Below are 18,043 nucleotides of genomic sequence, written 5' to 3'. Positions count from 1 at the left end.
CGACAGGGGGTGGCGGGGAGGTTCCTGCGGGACCTTGCGTGAACGCCCTCGGGTCAGCAGCTGGCCAGGTAGTTCGTCAGCGCGGTCCGCTCGGCGGAGTCGACCGAGAGGTCGTAGTAGTACTTCACCTGGACCCAGGCGCGGACGTACGTGCAGCGGTAGGAGGTGACCGAGGGCATCCACTCGGCCGGGTCCTGGTCGCTCTTCGACTGGTTCACGTTGTCCGTGACGGCGATGAGCTGCGGACGGGTCACGTCGTTGGCGAAGGCCTGGCGCTGGGCGGTGGTCCAGTTCCGGGCGCCGGAGTCCCAGGCCTCGGCCAGCGGGACGAGGTGGTCGATGTCCAGGTCGGAGGCGGCGGTCCAGGTGGCGCCGTCGTACGGGGAGTACCAGCTGCCGCTGGTGGCGGTGCACGCGGAGTTGGTGACCACGTTCGTACCGTCCCGCTTGAGGATGTACTCACGGGTGTTGCACGTGCCGGAGATGGTGATCCAGGTGGGGAACAGATCGCGGGAGTAGCCGGTCCTGACCTCGGTCGCGGTGGTCAGCGAGGCGAGGTAGGTGCGGGCGGTGGCGGCGCTGACCGGGGTCGGGAGCGCGGCGGAGGCGGTCGGGCCGTTGAATATCCCGACCATGGCTATCAGGCCGGTGAAGGCGGCGAGTATGCTCAGCCGTCGACGCGCGTAGACCTTTGGCATGCGAACTCCCTTGGGGTGTGGGGGTGTTGGAGTGCGAGCGAGGGAATGCTTGCGGCGTCGTGTTGCGTGAAGGTGTGTGTTCGGTAAGAAGTTAGTGACGCGTTCATGACATGACAAGGTTGATGACGGGACTTTCGGCCCTGTGGGGTTGGTTGAGCGGTCACGTAATATGGACGGCGCAGAAGGGGAGTAGCTCTTCGCCGGACCGTCGACATACTGCTCAGCTCGTCTGAGCCGGCGCCCGGAGGCAGGCCTCGTTCGAGGGGCCGGCCAGCGAGACCTTCGGCAAGCAGTGCACCGCCCGTGCCGTCGTTCGGCGTGGGTGCTCCTGCCCGTACCTCCAGGTGCGGGCGCCGCTGTGTGCTGCCGTGCCGAGGTGTCGCAGCGCAGTTACCGCACTCTCGGTGGGGCAGCCCGACCGATTGAGGAATTTTGATCAGCTTCAGCGTGATGGCGCTCGTCTTCGGCGTCGTCTTCCTTGCCGAGCTGCCGGACAAGACCGCCCTCGCCGGCCTCGTCCTCGGCACGCGCTACCGCGCCTCGTACGTCTTCGCCGGTGTCGCCGCCGCCTTCGCCCTCCATGTCGCGCTCGCCGTCGCGGCGGGCAGTGTCCTGACCCTGCTGCCGCAGCAGATCGTGCATGCGCTGACCGGTGTTCTGTTCCTCGGTGGCGCCGCGGTGCTGCTGATGAAGAAGGGGGAGGACGAGGAGGAGATCCGCAAGCCCGAGAACCAGAGCTTCTGGAAGGTCTCGGGGGCGGGCTTCATGCTCATCCTGGTCGCCGAGTTCGGCGACCTCACCCAGATCATGACGGCCAACCTCGCGGCGCGCTACGACGATCCGCTCTCCGTCGGCCTCGGGGCGGTGCTTGCGCTGTGGGCGGTGGCTGGGCTGGGCATTGTGGGGGGTCGGGCTCTGATGAAGAGGGTGCCGTTGGAGTTGATCACGAAGGTGGCGGCGGTGCTGATGCTGGGGCTGGGGGTTTGGAGTCTGTACGAGGCTGTGGCGGGCTGAGGGTGGGTGGTGCGGTCCCTGGCGGGGCGGGCGGTTCGTCCGTTGTGGGTCGGGGCCGTGCCGGCTGCGGGTGCGCCGCCGTCGTACCGGGTGGGGGTGGGTGGGGCCCGTGCGTCGCCGACTGTGGGTTCGTTTTGGTGTCCGCATGGTGTCGGAGTGGTGGACCTGGGGTGTTGTGGTGGTGGCTCTGTGTGGTCGGGGTGGTTGAAGGCCAGGTCAGACGTGGTGGCGCTGTGGGGGTTTCGTTTTGTATCGTGGGGGAACAAAGTGGCTCCCGCCCGCACTCCCTGACCGGCGGGCGGGGCCGCCTTGTCCCGGGGGCCACGCCTTGGCCCCCTTTCCCGCGTCTTGGAGCATGCCGATGACGGCCACCACCGTTCTGACCGCCCGCGCCCTCCTGCTCGACATGGACGGCACCCTCGTCAACTCGGACGCCGTCGTTGAGCGTTGCTGGCGTCGCTGGGCCGACCGGAACGGGCTGGACGGGGGCGAGGTCATGAAGGTCGTCCACGGCAGGCAGGGATACGCCTCGATGGCGGTGCTGCTGCCGCACCGGCCCATGGAGCAGAACCACGCGGACAATGCGCGGATGCTCGCCGAGGAGACCGCCGACATGGATGGTGTCGTCGCGATTCCGGGTGCCTCGGAGTTTCTGGCGTCCCTCGTCGGGGTGCCGCACGCGCTGGTGACCTCGGCGGATGTGGCTCTGTCCAGTGCGCGGATGGCTGCCGCCGGGCTTGAGCTGCCCGACGTGCGGGTCACCGCCGAGTCCGTGGGTGCGAGCAAGCCGGATCCTGAGGGGTTTCTCAAGGGTGCCGCCGAGTTGGGTGTTGCGCCTGAGGAATGTGTTGTTTTCGAGGACTCCGGGGCGGGGATCGCGGCGGGGAAGGCTGCCGGAATGAGGGTTGTCGGGGTTGGGCCTCGGGCGGGGTTCCATCGGCCGGATGTTCTTGTGCGGGACCTTACGCAGGTGCGGGTCGAGTCCGGCGGGGACGGCACGATTCGGCTGCGCGTCGACGGCTGAGTGGGGTTTTCGCCCCCGCCGCCCCTACCCGTCCCATCCTCCAGGGGCTCCGCCCCTTCGACCCCGTGGGTTGTGGGTCGGGTGCGGGTGGGTGGGGGCTGGTGCAAAAGATTGCGCAGTTCCCCGCGCCCCTTTTAGGGGCGCGGGAACTGCGCGACCAGCCCCCACCCACCCGCAGCCGAACAACCAAGGGGCGCGGGGAACTGCGCAATCTTTTGGGGCCCCACGGACCCGCACCCGGCAACGTACGGAAGGGGCCGTGCCGGTACGTCCAAAGCCCGTCGCTTACGTGGTTATGGGCAAGTTCATGCTGTGGCAGCAGGCAGTAATGCCCACCGGCGACGGGCTGGACGTACCGGCACGGCCCCGACCCACAACGAACCGCGGGCGCACCGAACCCCACCGGTCACGGCTCCGTCGTCTCCGCCTCCAGGCTCGCGCGCGTAGCCGTGCCGTACACCCCCTGCTCGTCGCCCGTGATGCCCCGCGCCCACTGGTAGCGGCTGACGGCGTCCTCGACCCGGTTGTCGAACTTGCCGTTGTCGTCGCCGGTGTAGAGCGCCAACTGGGTCAGGCGCAGCTGGAGTTCGGTGACCTCGGGGCCCTTGTCGCCGCGCCGGAGGGTCGGTACGCGGCGTTCGTCGGAACTGTCGCGGGTGGCTGTCGCGGAGGTGGTCGGGCTCGCGCTTGTGGTTGTCGGCGTCGGGGTGGCCGAGCGGGACGGTGACGCGGACGTGCTCGACTCGGATGCCGACGGCGATGGGCTCGCGCTGTGCGACGGGGCCGGGGCCACCGGCACCGGTGCCGTGGACGTCGTGCTGGGCGACGTCGGCGACACCGAGGGCGCCTTGGACGACGCGTCCGGCACGCTTGCCCGTATGTCCTCCGGCAGTGCCCCGTCGCGCGCCGGAGTGTCGTACGAGAACAGCCCGCTCGCGAGGCCCGCCGCGGCCACGACGGTCACGACGGCTCCGGCAACGGCCAGGACGGCGGTACGCCGCCGGCGCCGGGGCCGTTCGTCCGGGACGGCCGTCGTGCCGGGCTCTGGGGGCTGTTCAGGGAACAGGTGTACGTCGGCGGCCTGTGGCGCGGACGGCAGCGCGGTAAGGCGCATGGTGGCCGCGGACGCATCGTCGTCGGCTGGTCCCGCCCCCTCCGGCGCCGTGGGTCCCTCCGCCCCCAGCTCCACATAAGGCCGGATCCGCAGTGGGTCGAAGTCCTCCGCCGCGGCCGCCTCCGCCGTGCGGGCGTCGCGCAAGGCGTCGGACGCCCGTTGTGTACAGGCGCAGGACGGGGTGCCGTCCGGCGCCCGGGGCGCCGCGCACTCGGGGCAGACATGCCCGTTCGGTTCAGTCACGCGTGGGTCCCTCCCCCTGGAGAACTCCCGAGGTTATCCGGAAGTCCCTCACGCAATCTCCCCGGAGTCCCGGAATGTCGCCCTCCGCAAGACTCCGCAGGGCTCCGGAGGGCACCGTACGGCTCAACAGGCCATAACCGGCCACAGCGGCCAGGATGGAGGGTGAACGAGACCTCGGGGCTCAGGGAGGTCGTATGACCGGGGACGCGCACGGCACGGACGCGGACCGCGCGGACGGGCCGGCCGGGGTGAACAAGTCGGCCGAGCGGCGCCGCGCCGCGGCCGCCGTCGACGCCCGGGACACCACGCACGGCAGCGTCTTCGTCTCGATCGGCGCACTGCTGCTCGGCATGCTGCTCGCCGCCCTCGACCAGACGATCGTGTCGACCGCGCTGCCGACCATCGTCAGCGACCTCGGCGGTCTGGAGCACCTGTCCTGGGTGGTCACCGCGTATCTGCTCGCGTCGACCGCAGCGACCCCGCTGTGGGGCAAACTCGGCGACCAGTACGGCCGGAAGAAGCTGTTCCAGACCGCCATCGTGATCTTCCTGATCGGGTCCGCGCTGTGCGGCATGTCGCAGAACATGGGCGAGCTGATCGGCTTCCGGGCGCTGCAAGGGCTCGGCGGCGGCGGGCTCATGGTGCTGTCGATGGCGATCGTCGGTGACATTGTTCCCCCGCGAGAGCGGGGGAAGTACCAAGGGCTGTTCGGCGCCGTGTTCGGGGCGACCAGCGTGCTCGGGCCGTTGCTCGGCGGGCTCTTCACCGAGCATCTGAGCTGGCGCTGGGTGTTCTACATCAACCTGCCCGTCGGCGTGGTCGCGCTCGTCGTGATCGCGGCGGTCCTGCACATCCCCCGGAAGTCGGCCCACCACGTCATCGACTACCTCGGCACCTTCCTCATCGCCGCGGTCGCCACCAGCCTGGTCCTGGTCGCCTCGCTCGGCGGCACCACCTGGGGCTGGAGATCGGCCCAGATCATCGGGCTCGCGGTTCTCGGCGTGGTGCTGGCCGTGGCGTTCGTCGCCGTGGAGCAGCGGGCCGCCGAACCCGTCCTCCCGCTCAAACTCTTCCGCATCCGCACCTTCACGCTCTCCGCCGTCATCAGCTTCATCGTCGGCTTCGCGATGTTCGGCGCGATGACGTATCTGCCGACGTTCCTCCAGGTCGTCCAGGGTGTGTCGCCCACCATGTCCGGCGTGCACATGCTGCCGATGGTGTTCGGTCTGCTGATCTCCTCCACGGTCTCCGGACAGATCGTCAGCCGTACCGGCCGCTGGAAGGTGTTCCCCATCGCGGGCACGGCGGTCACGGCCATCGGACTGCTGCTGCTCCACCAGCTCGACGAGAACAGCAGTACCGGCGAGATGAGCTCGTACTTCTTCGTCTTCGGTCTGGGCCTCGGCCTGGTCATGCAGGTGCTGGTCCTGATCGTGCAGAACGCGGTGTCGTACGAGGATCTGGGCGTCGCCACCTCGGGCGCGACCTTCTTCCGCTCCATCGGCGCCTCGTTCGGCGTCGCCATCTTCGGCACGGTCTTCGCGAGCCGCCTCGCCGACAAGCTGACGGTCGCGCTCAGCGGGCAGCAACTCCCCGCGGGCATCAGCCCGGACAGCCTGAAGGCCGACCCGAAGGGCATCGCCGCGCTGCCGGCCTCGCTGCGGCAGCCCGTCCTGCATGCGTACGCGTCGGCCATCACGGATGTGTTCCTGTACGCCGCCCCGGTCGCCGTTGTCGGTTTCGTCCTGGCGTGGTTCCTGCGCGAGGACAAACTGCGCGGGTCGGTCACGGCGCCGGACGTCACGGAGACGCTCGCCAGCAATCCCGTGGAGCGGTCGTCGTACGACGAGGTGTGCCGGGCGCTGTCCGTGCTCGGCACCCGGGAGGGGCGGCGCGAGATCTACGAGAAGATCACCGTGCGGGCCGGCTACGACCTGCTGCCCGCCGCGAGCTGGCTGCTGCTGCGGATCAAGAAGTACGGGTGGGCCGAGCCCGCGGAGCTCGCCGAGCGCAGTGCCGTACCGCTGCACGTCATCCTCGCCGCCGCCCGGCAGGTCGAGGAGCGCCGGCTCGTCCTCCGCGAGGGACTCGACCTGGTCCTGACCGATGAGGGCCGCGAGGTCGCCGACAGACTCGCCATGGCCCGTGAGGAGTCCCTGACCGAGCTGCTCGGCGACTGGTGGGGTCCGGACCGCCCGACCGACCTGGCCCAGCTGGTCGAGGAGCTGAACAGCGAGATGTGCGGCTCCGACGCGGAGCGCCCGCACGACGGGACGGTGCCCCGGCCGCAGACGCAGACCAAGCCCGTGTGAGGCGTGAGGATCAGCCGGTCAGGTCCTTTCTGAACCAGTGCTCGGCGTAGATGCTGTCGTTGTGCGCCTCGGTCTCGGCGTACCCGTGCCGGGAGTACAGCGTGCGGGCCTCCACGAGGTCGCCGCGGGTGTCCAGGATCAGTTGCTCCGCGCCCAGGCCGCGCGCCGCCTCTTCGGCCGCCGCGAGCAGCACGGGGCCGCCGCCCTTGCCGCGCATCTCCTCGCGGACGAAGACACGGCACAGCTCGCCCGTCGTGGCGTCCAGCATCCGCACGCCCGCCGTGCCCCCGGGCTCGCCGTCGTACCGCGCGACCAGCAGCACCCCGGCGGGCGCCGCGAACTCGGCCCCCGTCTGCGCGGCGACCTCGCGCTCCAGCTCGTCGGGGTCCGTCGTACGCCCCTCGTGCAGCAGATACCAGCGGTCGCTGACCTCCGTGTAGTACGCCCGCCACAGTGCGGCGGCCACGGGGGAGTCGAAGGGTTCGGGGGCGACGGTCCAGGAAGCCGTCACGGGGGTGCGGGTCATGACGGTCATTGTCGGGAGGTGCCGTATCCGCCGCGCAAGCGAAATAGCGCCCCCACAGGCACCCACGGCCCCCACAGGCCCCCAGAGACCACAGAGGCCCCTAGAGGGCGCTACTCCTCCCGCCGCTCCTGCCACTCCCGCACGATCTTCTCCACGTCGTAGGGCTTGAGGCCCAGCGGAGGCCCGGGCGGGGGCTTGAACATCATCTCGCGGATCTTGGCGTTGATGTCCTCGACGATGCGGCGCACGGCCGGCTCCGAGGGGGCCGTGGCGGCTGCCGCCAGGGCGTCCTCCGCTTCCTTGCGCAGGGCGAGGGTGGGCGGCAGGACGGACAGCCCCTCGCGGGCCATCTTCTGCTTGATCCACCACAGTTCGTCGTACGACGTGTCGGTGATGTGCGGCAGCGGCTTGCCCGCGCCGGGGAGCTCCGCGAACTCGCCGCGCGCCTGCGCCTCGCGGATCTGTCGGTCGATCCAGGACTCGAAGCTGACACCGGGTGGCTTTCGCTCGGTCATGAGTCCATTGTGCCGGAGGTCGCACGGCGGAGCTATTGGTCGAATTATCATGCGGCGGCGGTGCGCCAACGACGCTCCGCTCAAGGACAATTGGACCAGGACGACCTAGAAGGAGCACGCGTGCTCGAACTCACCATGGCCTCGGTGTCCGGGGCGGACGCGGGTGCGACGGCCGGGATGCTGATGGCCGACGCGCCGAGCGACCCCGGTGCCATGCTGCGGGTGGGCCGGGACCGGGCCGTGTGCCGCCTCGCGACCCCCGACGACTGGCTGTTCGTGTCCCGGGTGCACCTGGAGTTCCTGTGCGGCCCGGACGGCTCCTGGCAGGTCACGTGGCTGCGCGGCTCGCACCCCGAGCCCTCCGCCGAGGTGCGGCTGACGCTGGCCGGCCAGCCGCCCCAGACCTTTCCGTACGGCGGGACGGCCAAGCTCCCCGCGGGCAGTTCCGGAGAGCTCGTCATCCAGGACCGAACCGGCCCGCGCACCGTCAACGTGGGCTTCTATCACGAAGCCCCCTAGGCCCTGTCGTCAAATTCCCGTCTGCCGGGCGACGCCTGGCACGCTCCCCCACTGCCTTAAGGGCGTGGGAGGTGCCCCCACTCGCCGCACCGGGCGAAAGCCCAAGTACGTCCAGTACGTGGGCTTCCGCCCGGCACGCCGAGAGCACGCACCAGACGCCGCCCGGCCCGCCCTTCGGGCGGACGACGGGAATTTGACGACAGGGCCTAGCCCCTGGCCCCCGACGCGTTACGCCAGCACGCGTGCCAGCGCGAAGCCGTCGTAGCCCTTGGTGCCGACCGTCTGGATCGCCGTACCGCTCAACTTCGGGTGGGAGGCGATCAGTTCGAGCGCGGCCCGGGTGCCCTGAACGTCCCCGGCGGTGCTGTCCGCGTCGGCGACCCGGCCTTCCCGTGCGACGTTGTCGAGGACGATCACGCTGCCGGGCCGGGTGAGCTTGAGGGACCACTCGATGTAGTGCGGGTTGTTCACCTTGTCCGCGTCGATGAAGACGAAGTCGAACGGTTCCGGGTTCTCCTCGGCCAGCTTCGGCAGCGACTCCAGGGCGGGGCCCACCCGCACCTCGGCGATCTTGTCGAGGCCGGCCCGGGCGAGGTTGCCGCGGGCGACCTCGGCGTGTGCGGGGTCGTACTCGAAGGTGATCAGCCGGCCGTCGGCCGGGAGGGCGCGGCCGAGCCAGATCGTGCTGTAGCCGCCGAGTGTGCCGATCTCCAGGATGCGGCGGGCGCCCTGGATCTCGGCGAGGAGCTGGAGCAGCTTGCCCTGGTTCGGGGCGACGTTGATGTGCGGCAGCCCGGCCGCGTCGCTGTCGCGCAGCGCGGCGGACAGGGTGTCGTCGGCGGGGGTGAGGAGGGTGGTGAAGTAGTCGTCGACGTCGTTCCACAGCTGCGACTCGCTCATGCACCATGCCTTTCGTATGCCTAGTTAGATGCGCTAACTAGTCCCCCGCGAATCTAGTCCCGGGCGCTGGTGGTTGTCAGCGGGATTTCGGGTGTTCACCATCGGTGTCAGCCGATCGGCGGCGGCGCGTGCACCGGCGGGGGCGGCAGCACCGGGCGGCGCCTGCGGGCCCGTACGCCCATCAGCAGGGCCACGGCCGCCGCCAGCGCCACGGTGGTCACCGTCAGCAGCCACGCCGGGATCCCGCCGACCCTCAGCAGCCGGTCCTCGTAGATCACTTGACGGTACGTCGTGTCGGTCGCCGTGCGCCGCAGTACGTGGTCGCCCGAGATGGTCGACGGCTCCGGGAACTCCTGGTCGATGGCGGTGAGGAAGTCCGTGCCGTCGGCCGCGAGCCCGGACAGCGCGCCCGAGGGTGCGCTGACGCGGCCCGCGTACGAGACCACCGGGCGGTCCCCGCCGATCGCCGACGCCGGCTCCATGCGGTGCGCGGCGAGGACGTACAGGCCCAGCGACTGCGGAGTACTGGCCAGGCGGGAGAGCCGCATCGGGTAGATCAGCTCGTCGCTGGCGAAGGTGAGATGGAGCGGGTCGAGGGTGCCGCCGAGCGGGGTGTCCGTGTCTTCCGGGGCCAGTCGGACCGCCACGTACTCCCAGCCCTGGTCGACGTACGGGCGCAGCGCCTGGCTGAGGCGGTCGGGGAGCTCGAAGCCGTTGTCGGCGAGCCACTTGCCGAGGGCGTCGGAGTCGGTGGCGGTGAGGCGGGCGACGTCGAAGGGGCCGAGGCGCTCGCGGCCGACGACGCCCACGGAGGGTGCCGTCCCGGCGGCCCGTGGGGCGGCGTCCCCGCTCGTGTCGTCGTCGGCGAAGGGCCAGTCGCCGTTGTCCGGCCAGAAGTAGTGCCGGGTGCGGTGCTCGGGCGCGGTCGCCTCGCCGAGCTGGTCGAAGAGCGCGCTGTCGCCCAGCTTCACCGTCGCACGGTGCGGGACCGGCATGATCCACGCCGCCTTGCGGGCGTCCCCGGAGACCGTCAGGCTCATCACGATCTGCTCCTGGCGGCCGTCCCAGCGGACGGCGGACATCTCGCGGTTCACCGTGACATGCCGATTGCCGTCCGGCACCATCGCGCCGCACCCGCAGGCGTACGCCGGTGCCACGAGCGATCCCAACTGGATCCCCAACAGCGTCAGTACGACGGCCAGTACGCGCCCCCGTATCCGCCCCCGTATCCATCCCCGTACAAAACGCGACCCACCCCTGCGCATCCCCCGTGGCCCTTTCCTCGTGCTGTCGGACAGGGTCTCAGACGGCGTGGCCGGAGGCTGCGGTTCCAGTCGGCTGAAAGAGGCTCTTCGGGGGGCTGTCGGACGGCTTTCAGGCGTCTGTCCGTGGTCCGTGTCACGGGGACAGGGGGCCAGTGAACCGGTCGCGCACTATCGTCATCCGGACAAAAGGCGGGAGGCCGTCAGGTGAAGAGGGGGTTGCCTGCGTCTCACAGCGGGGGTGATGCGAGCCTCTTAGGGTTCCAACAGGATGAGACGCACGGGACGAATCGGGCCGGAGGGCTGACGAGGCGTGGCGAATGTGGAGCACGGCGGACGAGCGGGCAATGCCTTCACGGCGGGGGCTGCCGACACGGCGAGAGAACGGCTGCGAGCCGTCCGTATCGGGCTGTGGGCGATCGCCGCCATCCTGGCGGTGCGGCAGGTCGCCGTCGTCCTCAGCACCCCCGAGGGGGAGCGGCTGACGGACCTGGAGACCTGGGTCGGAACCAACGGCGTGCTGCATGTGAAGGGCTCGCTGTACGACTCGACGCGGTTCACCGGTACCCCGTTCGGCGGACTCGTCCTCAAGCCGCTCACCCGGGCGGCCGAACAGGTCCTCGGCTGGGGCTGGACCTTCGGCACGCTGCTGCTGGTCGTCGCGCTCGGCATGGTCGCCGCGCGCTCCCTGCCGCAGCCCGTGAGCCGGCGTACGTCGCTGCTCGCGGCGCCGGTCGCCATAAGCCTGCTGATGCTGTCGCTGCCGGTGCGCAACGCCCTCTATCTCGGCCAGACCAGCATCATCCCCGTGCTGCTCGTCCTGCTCGGCTGCTTCGCCGTGCGCGGGGAGCGCGCCAGCGGCGCCCTGATCGGCCTCGCGGCGGCGCTGCAGCCGACCGTGCTGCTCTTCGCACCGCTGCTCTGGTTCACCGGGCGGCGCCGCGCCGCCGAGTCCACCGGGATCACCTTCGCCGCCCTCACCGCGCTCGCCTGGGCCGCGATGCCGCACGACTCCAGCACGTACTGGGTGCACCATCTGGCGGGCGTCGGCCTCGGCAAGGACGCCGACGACCTCGCCAACCAGTCCCTGCACGGCGCGCTGCTGCGGTTCGGCCTCACCGGCCCGCTGGAGATCGGCCTGTTCCTGGCCCTCGGCGCGGCCGTCGCGTACCTCGGCCTGCGCCGCGCCGTGCGCTACGCGCGGGACGGGCAGCTGCTGCTCGCCGTGGCGGTCACCGGCTGTGTCGCCGTCGCCGTCTCGCCCACGACCTGGCAGCACCAACTGCTGTGGGTGCTGCTCGCGATGGTCGGCCGGGTCGGCAGGAAGACCTCGGACCGCTCCATGTGGCCCGTCGCCGTCGTCCTCGTCATGACGCTGCCCGCGAAGATGATGCTGCCGAACATGGCGGCGCTCTATCCGCTGCGCGACAACGTGGTGCTGCTGGCCGCGCTCGCCGCCGCCACGATCGTGCCGTTCCTGTCCCGCACCTCGGAGTACTACCAGACGCCGATCCCCACCGACTACGCCAAGCCGGTGCCGACGCGCTTCAAGCGGGTGCCGCTGCTCCCGTTCCTCGGCCGTGTCCTCAGCCGCCCGAACCTGCTGCTCGAACTGCTCCTGATCCGCGTCGGCTACTCCGCCTACCAGCAGGTCAGGCTCGCGGCGACGGGCGGCACCAATGCGGGCGGCCGGGCCACCGCCGAGCACCACGGCGAGCAGATACTGGCCATCGAGCGGTTCCTGCACATCGACATCGAGCACTGGGCCAACCACGCGGTGGTGAAGGTCGGCTTCCTGCGGGACTTCTTCGACTTCTACTACGAGTCGTTCCACTTCGTCGTCCCGCTCACCGTCCTCGGTGTCCTGTACGTTCGCCGCCCCGGCGACTACCGCTGGGCGCGCTCGGCGCTCGGCTTCGCCACCCTGTTCGCGCTCGTCGGCTTCTGGCTCTACCCGCTCGCCCCGCCGCGGCTGCTGCCGGGCCTCGGCGTCATCGACACCGTGCACGGCGTGCAGGACTTCTCCAAGCCGGACTACGGCACGCTGACCGCGCTGACGAACCAGTACGCGGCGATGCCCTCGCTGCACTTCGGCTGGTCCCTGTGGTGCGGGCTCGTCATCGCGATCCTGGCACCCAAGTGGTGGATGAAGGCACTCGGCCTGCTGCACCCGCTCTTCACGGTCTCCGCGATCGTGGCGACCGGCAACCACTGGGTGCTGGACGCGGTGGGCGGCGCGGTGGTCGTGAGCGCGGGCTTCGGCCTGACCCATCTGCTCCAGGGCCCGCGGCCCCGGACACCGGCGAAACCCGTGGCGGAAGGCGCGGTCAGCACGAAGGAGCCGGTCCCGGCGGCGGGTCGTACTCCGAGCTGATCCGGTACGCCCCCGGCTCGCTCACCGTCAGCCGCGTGAACTCACCGGCCTTCTCCAGGCAGCCGCCCTCGGCGCGCAGCCACGGCGAGTACGCGACCCGCACGGTCACCGAGCCGGGCTTCGGCATCCTCACATCGATCTCGGCGCTCGTGGTCCGCACGACGGAGGCGGGCGCCGACACCAGCGGCACCGCCGCGCGCACCCGGAACACCCGCCAGTGCGCGTCGTTCCACACCGGCTCCAGCCAGGCCGGCCGGGTCCTCACCAGGCGCGCCTCGGCCTCCGCATAGCCGTCCGGTCTGCCCGACGGCAGGACGACATAGCCGACCGCCCAGCGGTCCAGCCAGGCCCGGTAGGCCGCCTCCGAGAAGGTGCCGTCGTAGAAGAGCCGGCCGCGCTCCATGTCCATCTGGCGGTTCCAGCCGCGCGCCAGGTTCACGTGCGGGGCGAGCAGGGTGGCCTCGCGGTGGTTGCGGGCCGGGACCACCTCGACCCGGCCGCGGTCGGCGCCGAACGCCTTGAGGGCTCCGACCACGCCGTGTGTGTCGGCGGCCCAGGCCGGCACGACCGTCGATACCTCAAGATCGTCGACGGTCTTCTTGCCGACCCAGGCGAGCGAGAACACCAGCGCCACGATCAGCGCGCTGCGCCGCACCCTCTTGAGCCGGGGCGCACCCAGCAGCACCGCGAGCAGCACGGCCGGCGCGAACAGCTCCGCGAACCGCTCGACGTTCGTCCCGACCGGCGAGGGGATCAGATACGTCAGGACGGTCCCGGCCGCGTAGACGGCACCGCTCCACCGGGCCACCCGCCAGCCCCGCGGGGCCAGTACGGCCACGGTCAGCCCGAGCAGCACGGGCGGCCAGATCCGGGCGCACGGCATCAACTGCTCGCCGGTGAACGGGAACAGCAGCGTCGTCGCCCCGACCACGACACCCGGCGGCACCATCAGGGCGCAGGCCCGCACCCGGTCCCGTACGGCGAGATACGCGGCGCCCACCACCGCCAGGAACAGCCCGGCCACCGGGCTCGCCATCGTGGCGAGCGTCGCGTACGCCACCGCCAGCAGCACGCGCCGCTCGCGGGCCAGCGGTACACAGGCGGCGAGTCCCAGGGCGACGCCGAGCGCGAAGGTCGTCCGCCCCGACGCGACGTTGCACCACAGCGCGAGCGCGGCGAGCAGTGCCGGGCCCACCGGCCGTCGTATGCCCGTGCGCCCGATGAGCACGGCGGCCAGCCAGGTGGCGGCGAGCCCGGAGACCACCGTCACCGCGCGCACACCGAGCGCGGCCATCAGATACGGCGAGATCAGGCTGTAGTTGGCGGTGTGCATCCCGCCGTACCAGAACAGGTTGTACGCCGATCCGCCGTTCCGCGAGGCGAACCCGGCCCAGGCCTCCTGGGCCGCGAGATCGCCGCCGCCGGTGGCGAGGAACGCCCACCACACCGCGTACAGCGGAAGCGTGGGCAGGGTGGCGAGCAGCGGGAGGCGGTGGCGGTGCCAGAACGGGAGGACGGGGTGGAGACGGCGGAAGCGGCCGTTCCGGGGCTCGGCCGCGGGGTCCTGCCGGACAGGGTGCAGATCGGCCAGTTCGGCGTGGACCACGGCGCGCGTTTCCGTTCGAAGTCTTCGAAGGTGTGGGTTTGCTGTGCCACGAGTGAAGACGTGAAACGGACTGGAAACGTTCATCGGCGGTGAGGAGGTTCGTCACGGGGGAGGCAGGGGCAGGGCGTAGGGGGGATGCCCCTGCCTCCCGCGAGACGGGCCGACGGATACCGGGAGGCCGTCGGCCCGAGTACCTCAACTGGCGTTGACCTGAAGCTCCTTGACGCCGTTCAGCCAGGCGGAGCGCAGGCGGCGCGGGTCGCCGGCGAGGCGGAGGTTCGGCATCGCGTCGGCTATCGCGTTGAAGATGAGGTCGATCTCCAGGGTGGCCAGGGACTTGCCGAGGCAGAAGTGCGGGCCTCCGCCGCCGAAGCCGAGGTGCGGGTTGGGGTCGCGGGTGATGTCGAAGACCTCGGGGCGCTCGAACACCTCGGGGTCGTTGTTGGCGGAGGAATAGAAGATGCCGACGCGGTCGCCCTTCTTGATCTGCTGCCCGCCCAGTTCGGTGTCCTGCGTCGCGGTGCGCTGGAAGGAGACGACGGGGGTCGCCCAGCGGACGATCTCCTCGGCGGTGGTCTTCGGGCGCTCCCTCTTGTAGAGGTCCCACGCCTCGGGGTGGGTGAGGAAGGCGTGCATGCCGTGCGTGATGGCGTTGCGGGTCGTCTCGTTGCCCGCGACGGCCAGCAGCAGCACGAAGAAGCCGAACTCGTCGGAGGCCAGGTTCCCTTCGTCCTCGGCCGCCACCAGCGTGCTGACGATGTCCTTGGCGGGGCACTGCTTTCGGTCGGCGGCCATGTTCATCGCGTACGAGATGAGCTCGGTGGCCGACTCGGCGCCGATCTCCTCGGTGATCGCGTACTCCGGATCGTCGTACGCCACCATCTTGTTGGACCAGTCGAAGATCTTGGCGCGGTCGTCCTGAGGGACACCGATGAGCTCGGCGATGGCCTGGAGGGGCAGTTCGCAGGCGACCTGGGTGACGAAGTCGAAGGCGCCGTCGGGGCCCGCGCCCGCGAGCGCGCTCTCGACGATCGAACCGGCGCGGGCGCGCAGGGCGGCCTCCAGGGAACGGATGGCGCGCGGGGTGAAGCCGCGCTGCACGATCTGGCGGACCCGGGTGTGCTCGGGCGGGTCCATGTTGAGCATGATCAGCCGCTGCACTTCTATCTGTTCGCGCTGGATGTGCTCGTTGAAGCGGATGACGGCGGTGTTGAGGAACGAGGAGAAGAGCTCGGGGTGCGTGGAGACGTACTTGACGTCCGCGTGCCGGGTGACGGCCCAGTAGCCGTCGTCCTCGAAGCCGGCGATGCCGGGCTGTTGCGGGATCCAGTGGACGGGTTCGACCCGGCGCAGCTCCGCGAACTCCGGGAGGGGCACGCGGTGGTGCAGCACATCGGGGTCGGTGAAATCGAACCCGTCGGGCAGCGCTGGACAGGGCATCGGCAACTCCCGCCGTCTGACGGTCCATCAGGAATTTGTGTCGTGAAGGTAGTAACGGGTTCTACAAGTGGCAAGGGGCACGGCGCCTCGAATTGCGTGCGGGATTCGTGCAGATCGCAACTTCGGAGCCTGCAAGACCCTTGCGGTTGTGGACACGCTGTCAGCAGACTGCACTCAGAACTAGAACGCGTACTAGTTCTGCGCGGTGGGTGGGCCGGGACGCCCCGCGCTGCGCGGGTCAGCAGGGCCTGGCCGCAGGACAGGCCTGAGGAGAGGACTAGCCCCCATGGCCGCGGAACCCGTGATCGTCGAAGCCGTACGCACCCCCATCGGCAAGCGCGGCGGCGCGCTCGCCAACCTCCACCCCGCCTACCTCCTGGGCGAGACCTACCGTGAACTCCTCGGCCGCACCGGCATCCACGCCGACTGCGTCGAGCAGATCGTCGGCGGCACGGTGACCCACGCCGGCGAACAGTCCATGAACCCCGCGCGCACGGCCTGGCTGACGATGGGCCTGCCCTACGAGACGGCGGCCACGACGGTCGACTGCCAGTGCGGCTCCTCGCAACAGGCCTCGCACATGGTCGCCAACATGGTCGCGGCGGGCGTCATCGACGTCGGGATCAGCTGCGGCATCGAGGCGATGTCCCGGGTGCCGCTGGGCTCGGGGTCCAAGCACGGGCCCGGGAAGCCCTTCCCTGACGAGTGGAACGTGGACCTGCCGAATCAGTTCGAGGCGGCGGAGCGGATCGCCCGCCACCGTGGCCTGACGCGCGAGAACGTCGACTCCCTCGGCCTCATCTCCCAGGAACGCGCCGCCATCGCCTGGTCCGAGGAGCGGTTCAAGAGGGAGACCTTCGCCGTCCAGGTGCCCACCACGGAGGAGGAGCAGCGGGCGGGGCAAGGCATGTGGCGGCTCGTCGACCGGGACGAGGGGCTCCGCGACACGACCATGGAGGCGCTGGCGAGGCTGAAGCCGGTGATGCCGACCGCCATCCACACGGCGGGCAACTCGTCGCAGATCTCGGACGGCGCGTCGGCCATCCTGTGGGCGTCCAAGCGGATGGCACGGGCGCTGAAGCTCCGGCCGCGCGCGCGGATCGTGGCCCAGGCGCTGGTCGGCGCCGACCCGCACTTCCACCTCGACGGCCCGATCGACGCGACGCGGGCTGTTCTGGGCAAGGCCGGGATGTCCCTGAAGGACATCGACCTCGTCGAGATCAACGAGGCCTTCGCTTCAGTGGTGTTGAGCTGGGCCCAGGTCTTCGAGCAGGACCTGGAGAAGGTGAACGTGAATGGCGGTGCGATCGCGCTCGGGCACCCGGTGGGGGCGACGGGGGCGCGGCTGATCACGACCGCGCTGCATGAACTGGAGCGCCGGGACAAGGAGTTCGCGCTGATCACGATGTGCGCGGGGGGCGGGCTGGCCACCGGCACGATCATTCAGCGGTTGTAGTCGCCGTCCAGTTGACGAAGGTGGTGAAGGTGGCGGGGTCCAGGGTGAGGGTGGGCCCCGCCGGGGTTTTGGAGTCTCGGATGGCGATGGTGGTGCAGGGGGCTTCGGCGATCTCTACGCAGTCGCCGCCCTGGTCGCCGCTGTAGCTGGACTTACGCCACTGGATCCCCGTCGGAATCGCGGTGTTCGCCATAGCGTTCCTCCATTACGCGCTGGATCAGCTCCGCCGAGTCCTTAAGGGAAAGTGCGGCGGCCTGAAGATGATCGTAACGGAGCGAACAGTCCTTGACTGTGTCCGGGTTGGCGGTCGGATGCCCGCTGCCGTAGCCCTCGGTGTAGACGATGTCCGGGTCGCTCGCGAAGCGATAGAGGTTGAATGAGCCTTGGAGCCCCGCGTGCGCTCCGGCCGAGAACGGCAGCACCTGGATGTTGATCCGGGGATTGCTCTCGAACGACAACAGGTGGGCCAGTTGCCCCCACATGGTCTCCGGGCCGCCGATCTCCTGATAGAGGGCGGCCTCGCTGATGACCGCCCACAGGACCGGCGGCACCTCCTTCTCGAAGATGCGCTGACGGGCCAGCCGTACGGCGGTGCGGTCGTCGAGGTTCGTCTGGTCCAGAGCGCCGAGCACGGCACGCACATACGACTCGGTCTGGAGGAGGCTGTGGACCATGTGCAGCTGGAAGGTGCAGATCTCGGTGGCCCGCGCCTCCAACTCCGCGACCTGTTGGAACCAGGCCGGAAGTTGACTACGCATCACCAGGTCGACGAGCCGATACAGCAAACCACCCGTCTCCAGCGCCGTATCCACCCGCTCACTGAACTCCGGCGTCGGCAACTTCCTGGCCGTCTCGACCTGCCCGACCAGCGAACCCGTGTAGTTGACGATGTCGCCGAGCTGTTTCTGCGTGAGCCCGGCGGCTTCCCGGTACCGGCGCAGCTCGAACCCGTAGTAGTCGAGCGGTGAGGCTCCCGGGTCGAGGACGTTGATGTGGGTCACGTACGGCCCCTTCTCGCGCAACTCGGCCCACTGCGGGAC

16 protein-coding genes are annotated in these 18,043 nt (G+C 70.2%); 6 read left to right on the top strand and 10 right to left on the bottom strand.

From position 1 onward, the window contains the following. Positions 1-53: 53 nt before the first annotated feature. Positions 54-698: an HNH endonuclease family protein gene (locus AB5J50_RS15645; RefSeq protein ID WP_327428354.1), complete on the bottom strand. Its 645-nt coding sequence runs from the start codon at positions 696-698 to the stop codon at positions 54-56. A 432-nt stretch (positions 699-1,130) separates the two neighbouring features. On the opposite strand from AB5J50_RS15645, the gene AB5J50_RS15640 reads away from it, so the two are divergent. Both AB5J50_RS15640 and AB5J50_RS15635 read left to right on the top strand, forming a co-directional pair. After that, positions 1,131-1,712: a TMEM165/GDT1 family protein gene (locus AB5J50_RS15640; protein WP_327428353.1), complete on the top strand. Its 582-nt coding sequence runs from the start codon at positions 1,131-1,133 to the stop codon at positions 1,710-1,712. 355 nt (positions 1,713-2,067) lie between these two features. Beyond that, positions 2,068-2,736: an HAD-IA family hydrolase gene (locus AB5J50_RS15635; RefSeq protein WP_327428352.1), complete on the top strand. Its 669-nt coding sequence runs from the start codon at positions 2,068-2,070 to the stop codon at positions 2,734-2,736. A gap of 406 nt (positions 2,737-3,142) precedes the next feature. Here the strand turns inward: AB5J50_RS15635 and AB5J50_RS15630 are convergent, their stop codons facing one another. Continuing rightward, the gene (locus AB5J50_RS15630; RefSeq protein WP_369258505.1) at positions 3,143-4,093 is read right to left on the bottom strand and encodes a peptidoglycan-binding protein; all 951 of its coding nucleotides are present in this window, start codon (positions 4,091-4,093) and stop codon (positions 3,143-3,145) included. Between the two features lie 194 nt (positions 4,094-4,287). Here AB5J50_RS15630 and AB5J50_RS15625 point away from each other — a divergent pair, with 194 nt between their 5' ends. After that, entirely contained in the window at positions 4,288-6,405 is a 2,118-nt protein-coding gene (locus tag AB5J50_RS15625) for a DHA2 family efflux MFS transporter permease subunit (RefSeq protein WP_369258503.1), read from the top strand. Between the two features lie 10 nt (positions 6,406-6,415). Here AB5J50_RS15625 and AB5J50_RS15620 read toward each other — a convergent pair whose 3' ends face one another. Beyond that, on the bottom strand, positions 6,416-6,931 hold the full coding sequence (locus AB5J50_RS15620; RefSeq protein ID WP_369258501.1) for a GNAT family N-acetyltransferase: 516 nt from the start codon (positions 6,929-6,931) through the stop codon (positions 6,416-6,418). A gap of 110 nt (positions 6,932-7,041) precedes the next feature. Next, positions 7,042-7,446, bottom strand: coding sequence for a DUF1992 domain-containing protein (locus AB5J50_RS15615; protein WP_369258499.1), 405 nt, complete (start codon positions 7,444-7,446; stop codon positions 7,042-7,044). Between the two features lie 120 nt (positions 7,447-7,566). Here AB5J50_RS15615 and AB5J50_RS15610 point away from each other — a divergent pair, with 120 nt between their 5' ends. Next, entirely contained in the window at positions 7,567-7,965 is a 399-nt protein-coding gene (locus AB5J50_RS15610) for a hypothetical protein (RefSeq protein ID WP_369258497.1), read from the top strand. 228 nt (positions 7,966-8,193) lie between these two features. On the opposite strand, the gene AB5J50_RS15605 is transcribed toward AB5J50_RS15610, so the two are convergent. Both AB5J50_RS15605 and AB5J50_RS15600 read right to left on the bottom strand, forming a co-directional pair. Continuing rightward, positions 8,194-8,865: an O-methyltransferase gene (locus AB5J50_RS15605; protein WP_369258495.1), complete on the bottom strand. Its 672-nt coding sequence runs from the start codon at positions 8,863-8,865 to the stop codon at positions 8,194-8,196. A 107-nt stretch (positions 8,866-8,972) separates the two neighbouring features. Beyond that, the gene (locus AB5J50_RS15600; RefSeq protein ID WP_369258493.1) at positions 8,973-10,130 is read right to left on the bottom strand and encodes a DUF2330 domain-containing protein; all 1,158 of its coding nucleotides are present in this window, start codon (positions 10,128-10,130) and stop codon (positions 8,973-8,975) included. Positions 10,131-10,440: 310 nt separating this feature from the next. Between AB5J50_RS15600 and AB5J50_RS15595 the strand changes: the two genes are divergently transcribed. Beyond that, complete coding sequence (locus AB5J50_RS15595; protein WP_369258491.1) at positions 10,441-12,501, top strand: bifunctional glycosyltransferase 87/phosphatase PAP2 family protein; 2,061 nt, start codon at positions 10,441-10,443, stop codon at positions 12,499-12,501. Here AB5J50_RS15595 and AB5J50_RS15590 read toward each other — a convergent pair. Both AB5J50_RS15590 and AB5J50_RS15585 read right to left on the bottom strand, forming a co-directional pair. Next, positions 12,455-14,107, bottom strand: coding sequence for a hypothetical protein (locus AB5J50_RS15590; protein WP_369258489.1), 1,653 nt, complete (start codon positions 14,105-14,107; stop codon positions 12,455-12,457). The genes AB5J50_RS15595 and AB5J50_RS15590 overlap by 47 nt on opposite strands. Before the next feature lie 195 nt (positions 14,108-14,302). Further along, on the bottom strand, positions 14,303-15,547 hold the full coding sequence (locus tag AB5J50_RS15585) for a cytochrome P450 (RefSeq protein WP_369258487.1): 1,245 nt from the start codon (positions 15,545-15,547) through the stop codon (positions 14,303-14,305). A 286-nt stretch (positions 15,548-15,833) separates the two neighbouring features. Here AB5J50_RS15585 and AB5J50_RS15580 point away from each other — a divergent pair, with 286 nt between their 5' ends. Continuing rightward, the gene (locus AB5J50_RS15580; protein WP_369258485.1) at positions 15,834-17,003 is read left to right on the top strand and encodes a steroid 3-ketoacyl-CoA thiolase; all 1,170 of its coding nucleotides are present in this window, start codon (positions 15,834-15,836) and stop codon (positions 17,001-17,003) included. Here AB5J50_RS15580 and AB5J50_RS15575 read toward each other — a convergent pair. Both AB5J50_RS15575 and AB5J50_RS15570 read right to left on the bottom strand, forming a co-directional pair. Further along, on the bottom strand, positions 16,987-17,196 hold the full coding sequence (locus AB5J50_RS15575; RefSeq protein ID WP_369258483.1) for a DUF397 domain-containing protein: 210 nt from the start codon (positions 17,194-17,196) through the stop codon (positions 16,987-16,989). The two genes, AB5J50_RS15580 and AB5J50_RS15575, sit on opposite strands and share 17 nt — an antisense overlap. Beyond that, positions 17,156-18,004, bottom strand: coding sequence for a helix-turn-helix domain-containing protein (locus AB5J50_RS15570; RefSeq protein ID WP_369258481.1), 849 nt, complete (start codon positions 18,002-18,004; stop codon positions 17,156-17,158). The genes AB5J50_RS15575 and AB5J50_RS15570 overlap by 41 nt, the downstream gene beginning before the upstream one ends. Between the last annotated feature and the right edge of the window lie 39 nt (positions 18,005-18,043).

Origin of the sequence: Streptomyces sp. R35 (genome assembly GCF_041053035.1) — a bacterium.
GTDB classification, from domain to species: Bacteria; Actinomycetota; Actinomycetes; order Streptomycetales; family Streptomycetaceae; genus Streptomyces; species Streptomyces lutosisoli.
The sequence above is the reverse complement of the archived record's forward strand: the minus strand, read 5'-3'. Positions and strand labels throughout refer to the sequence as shown.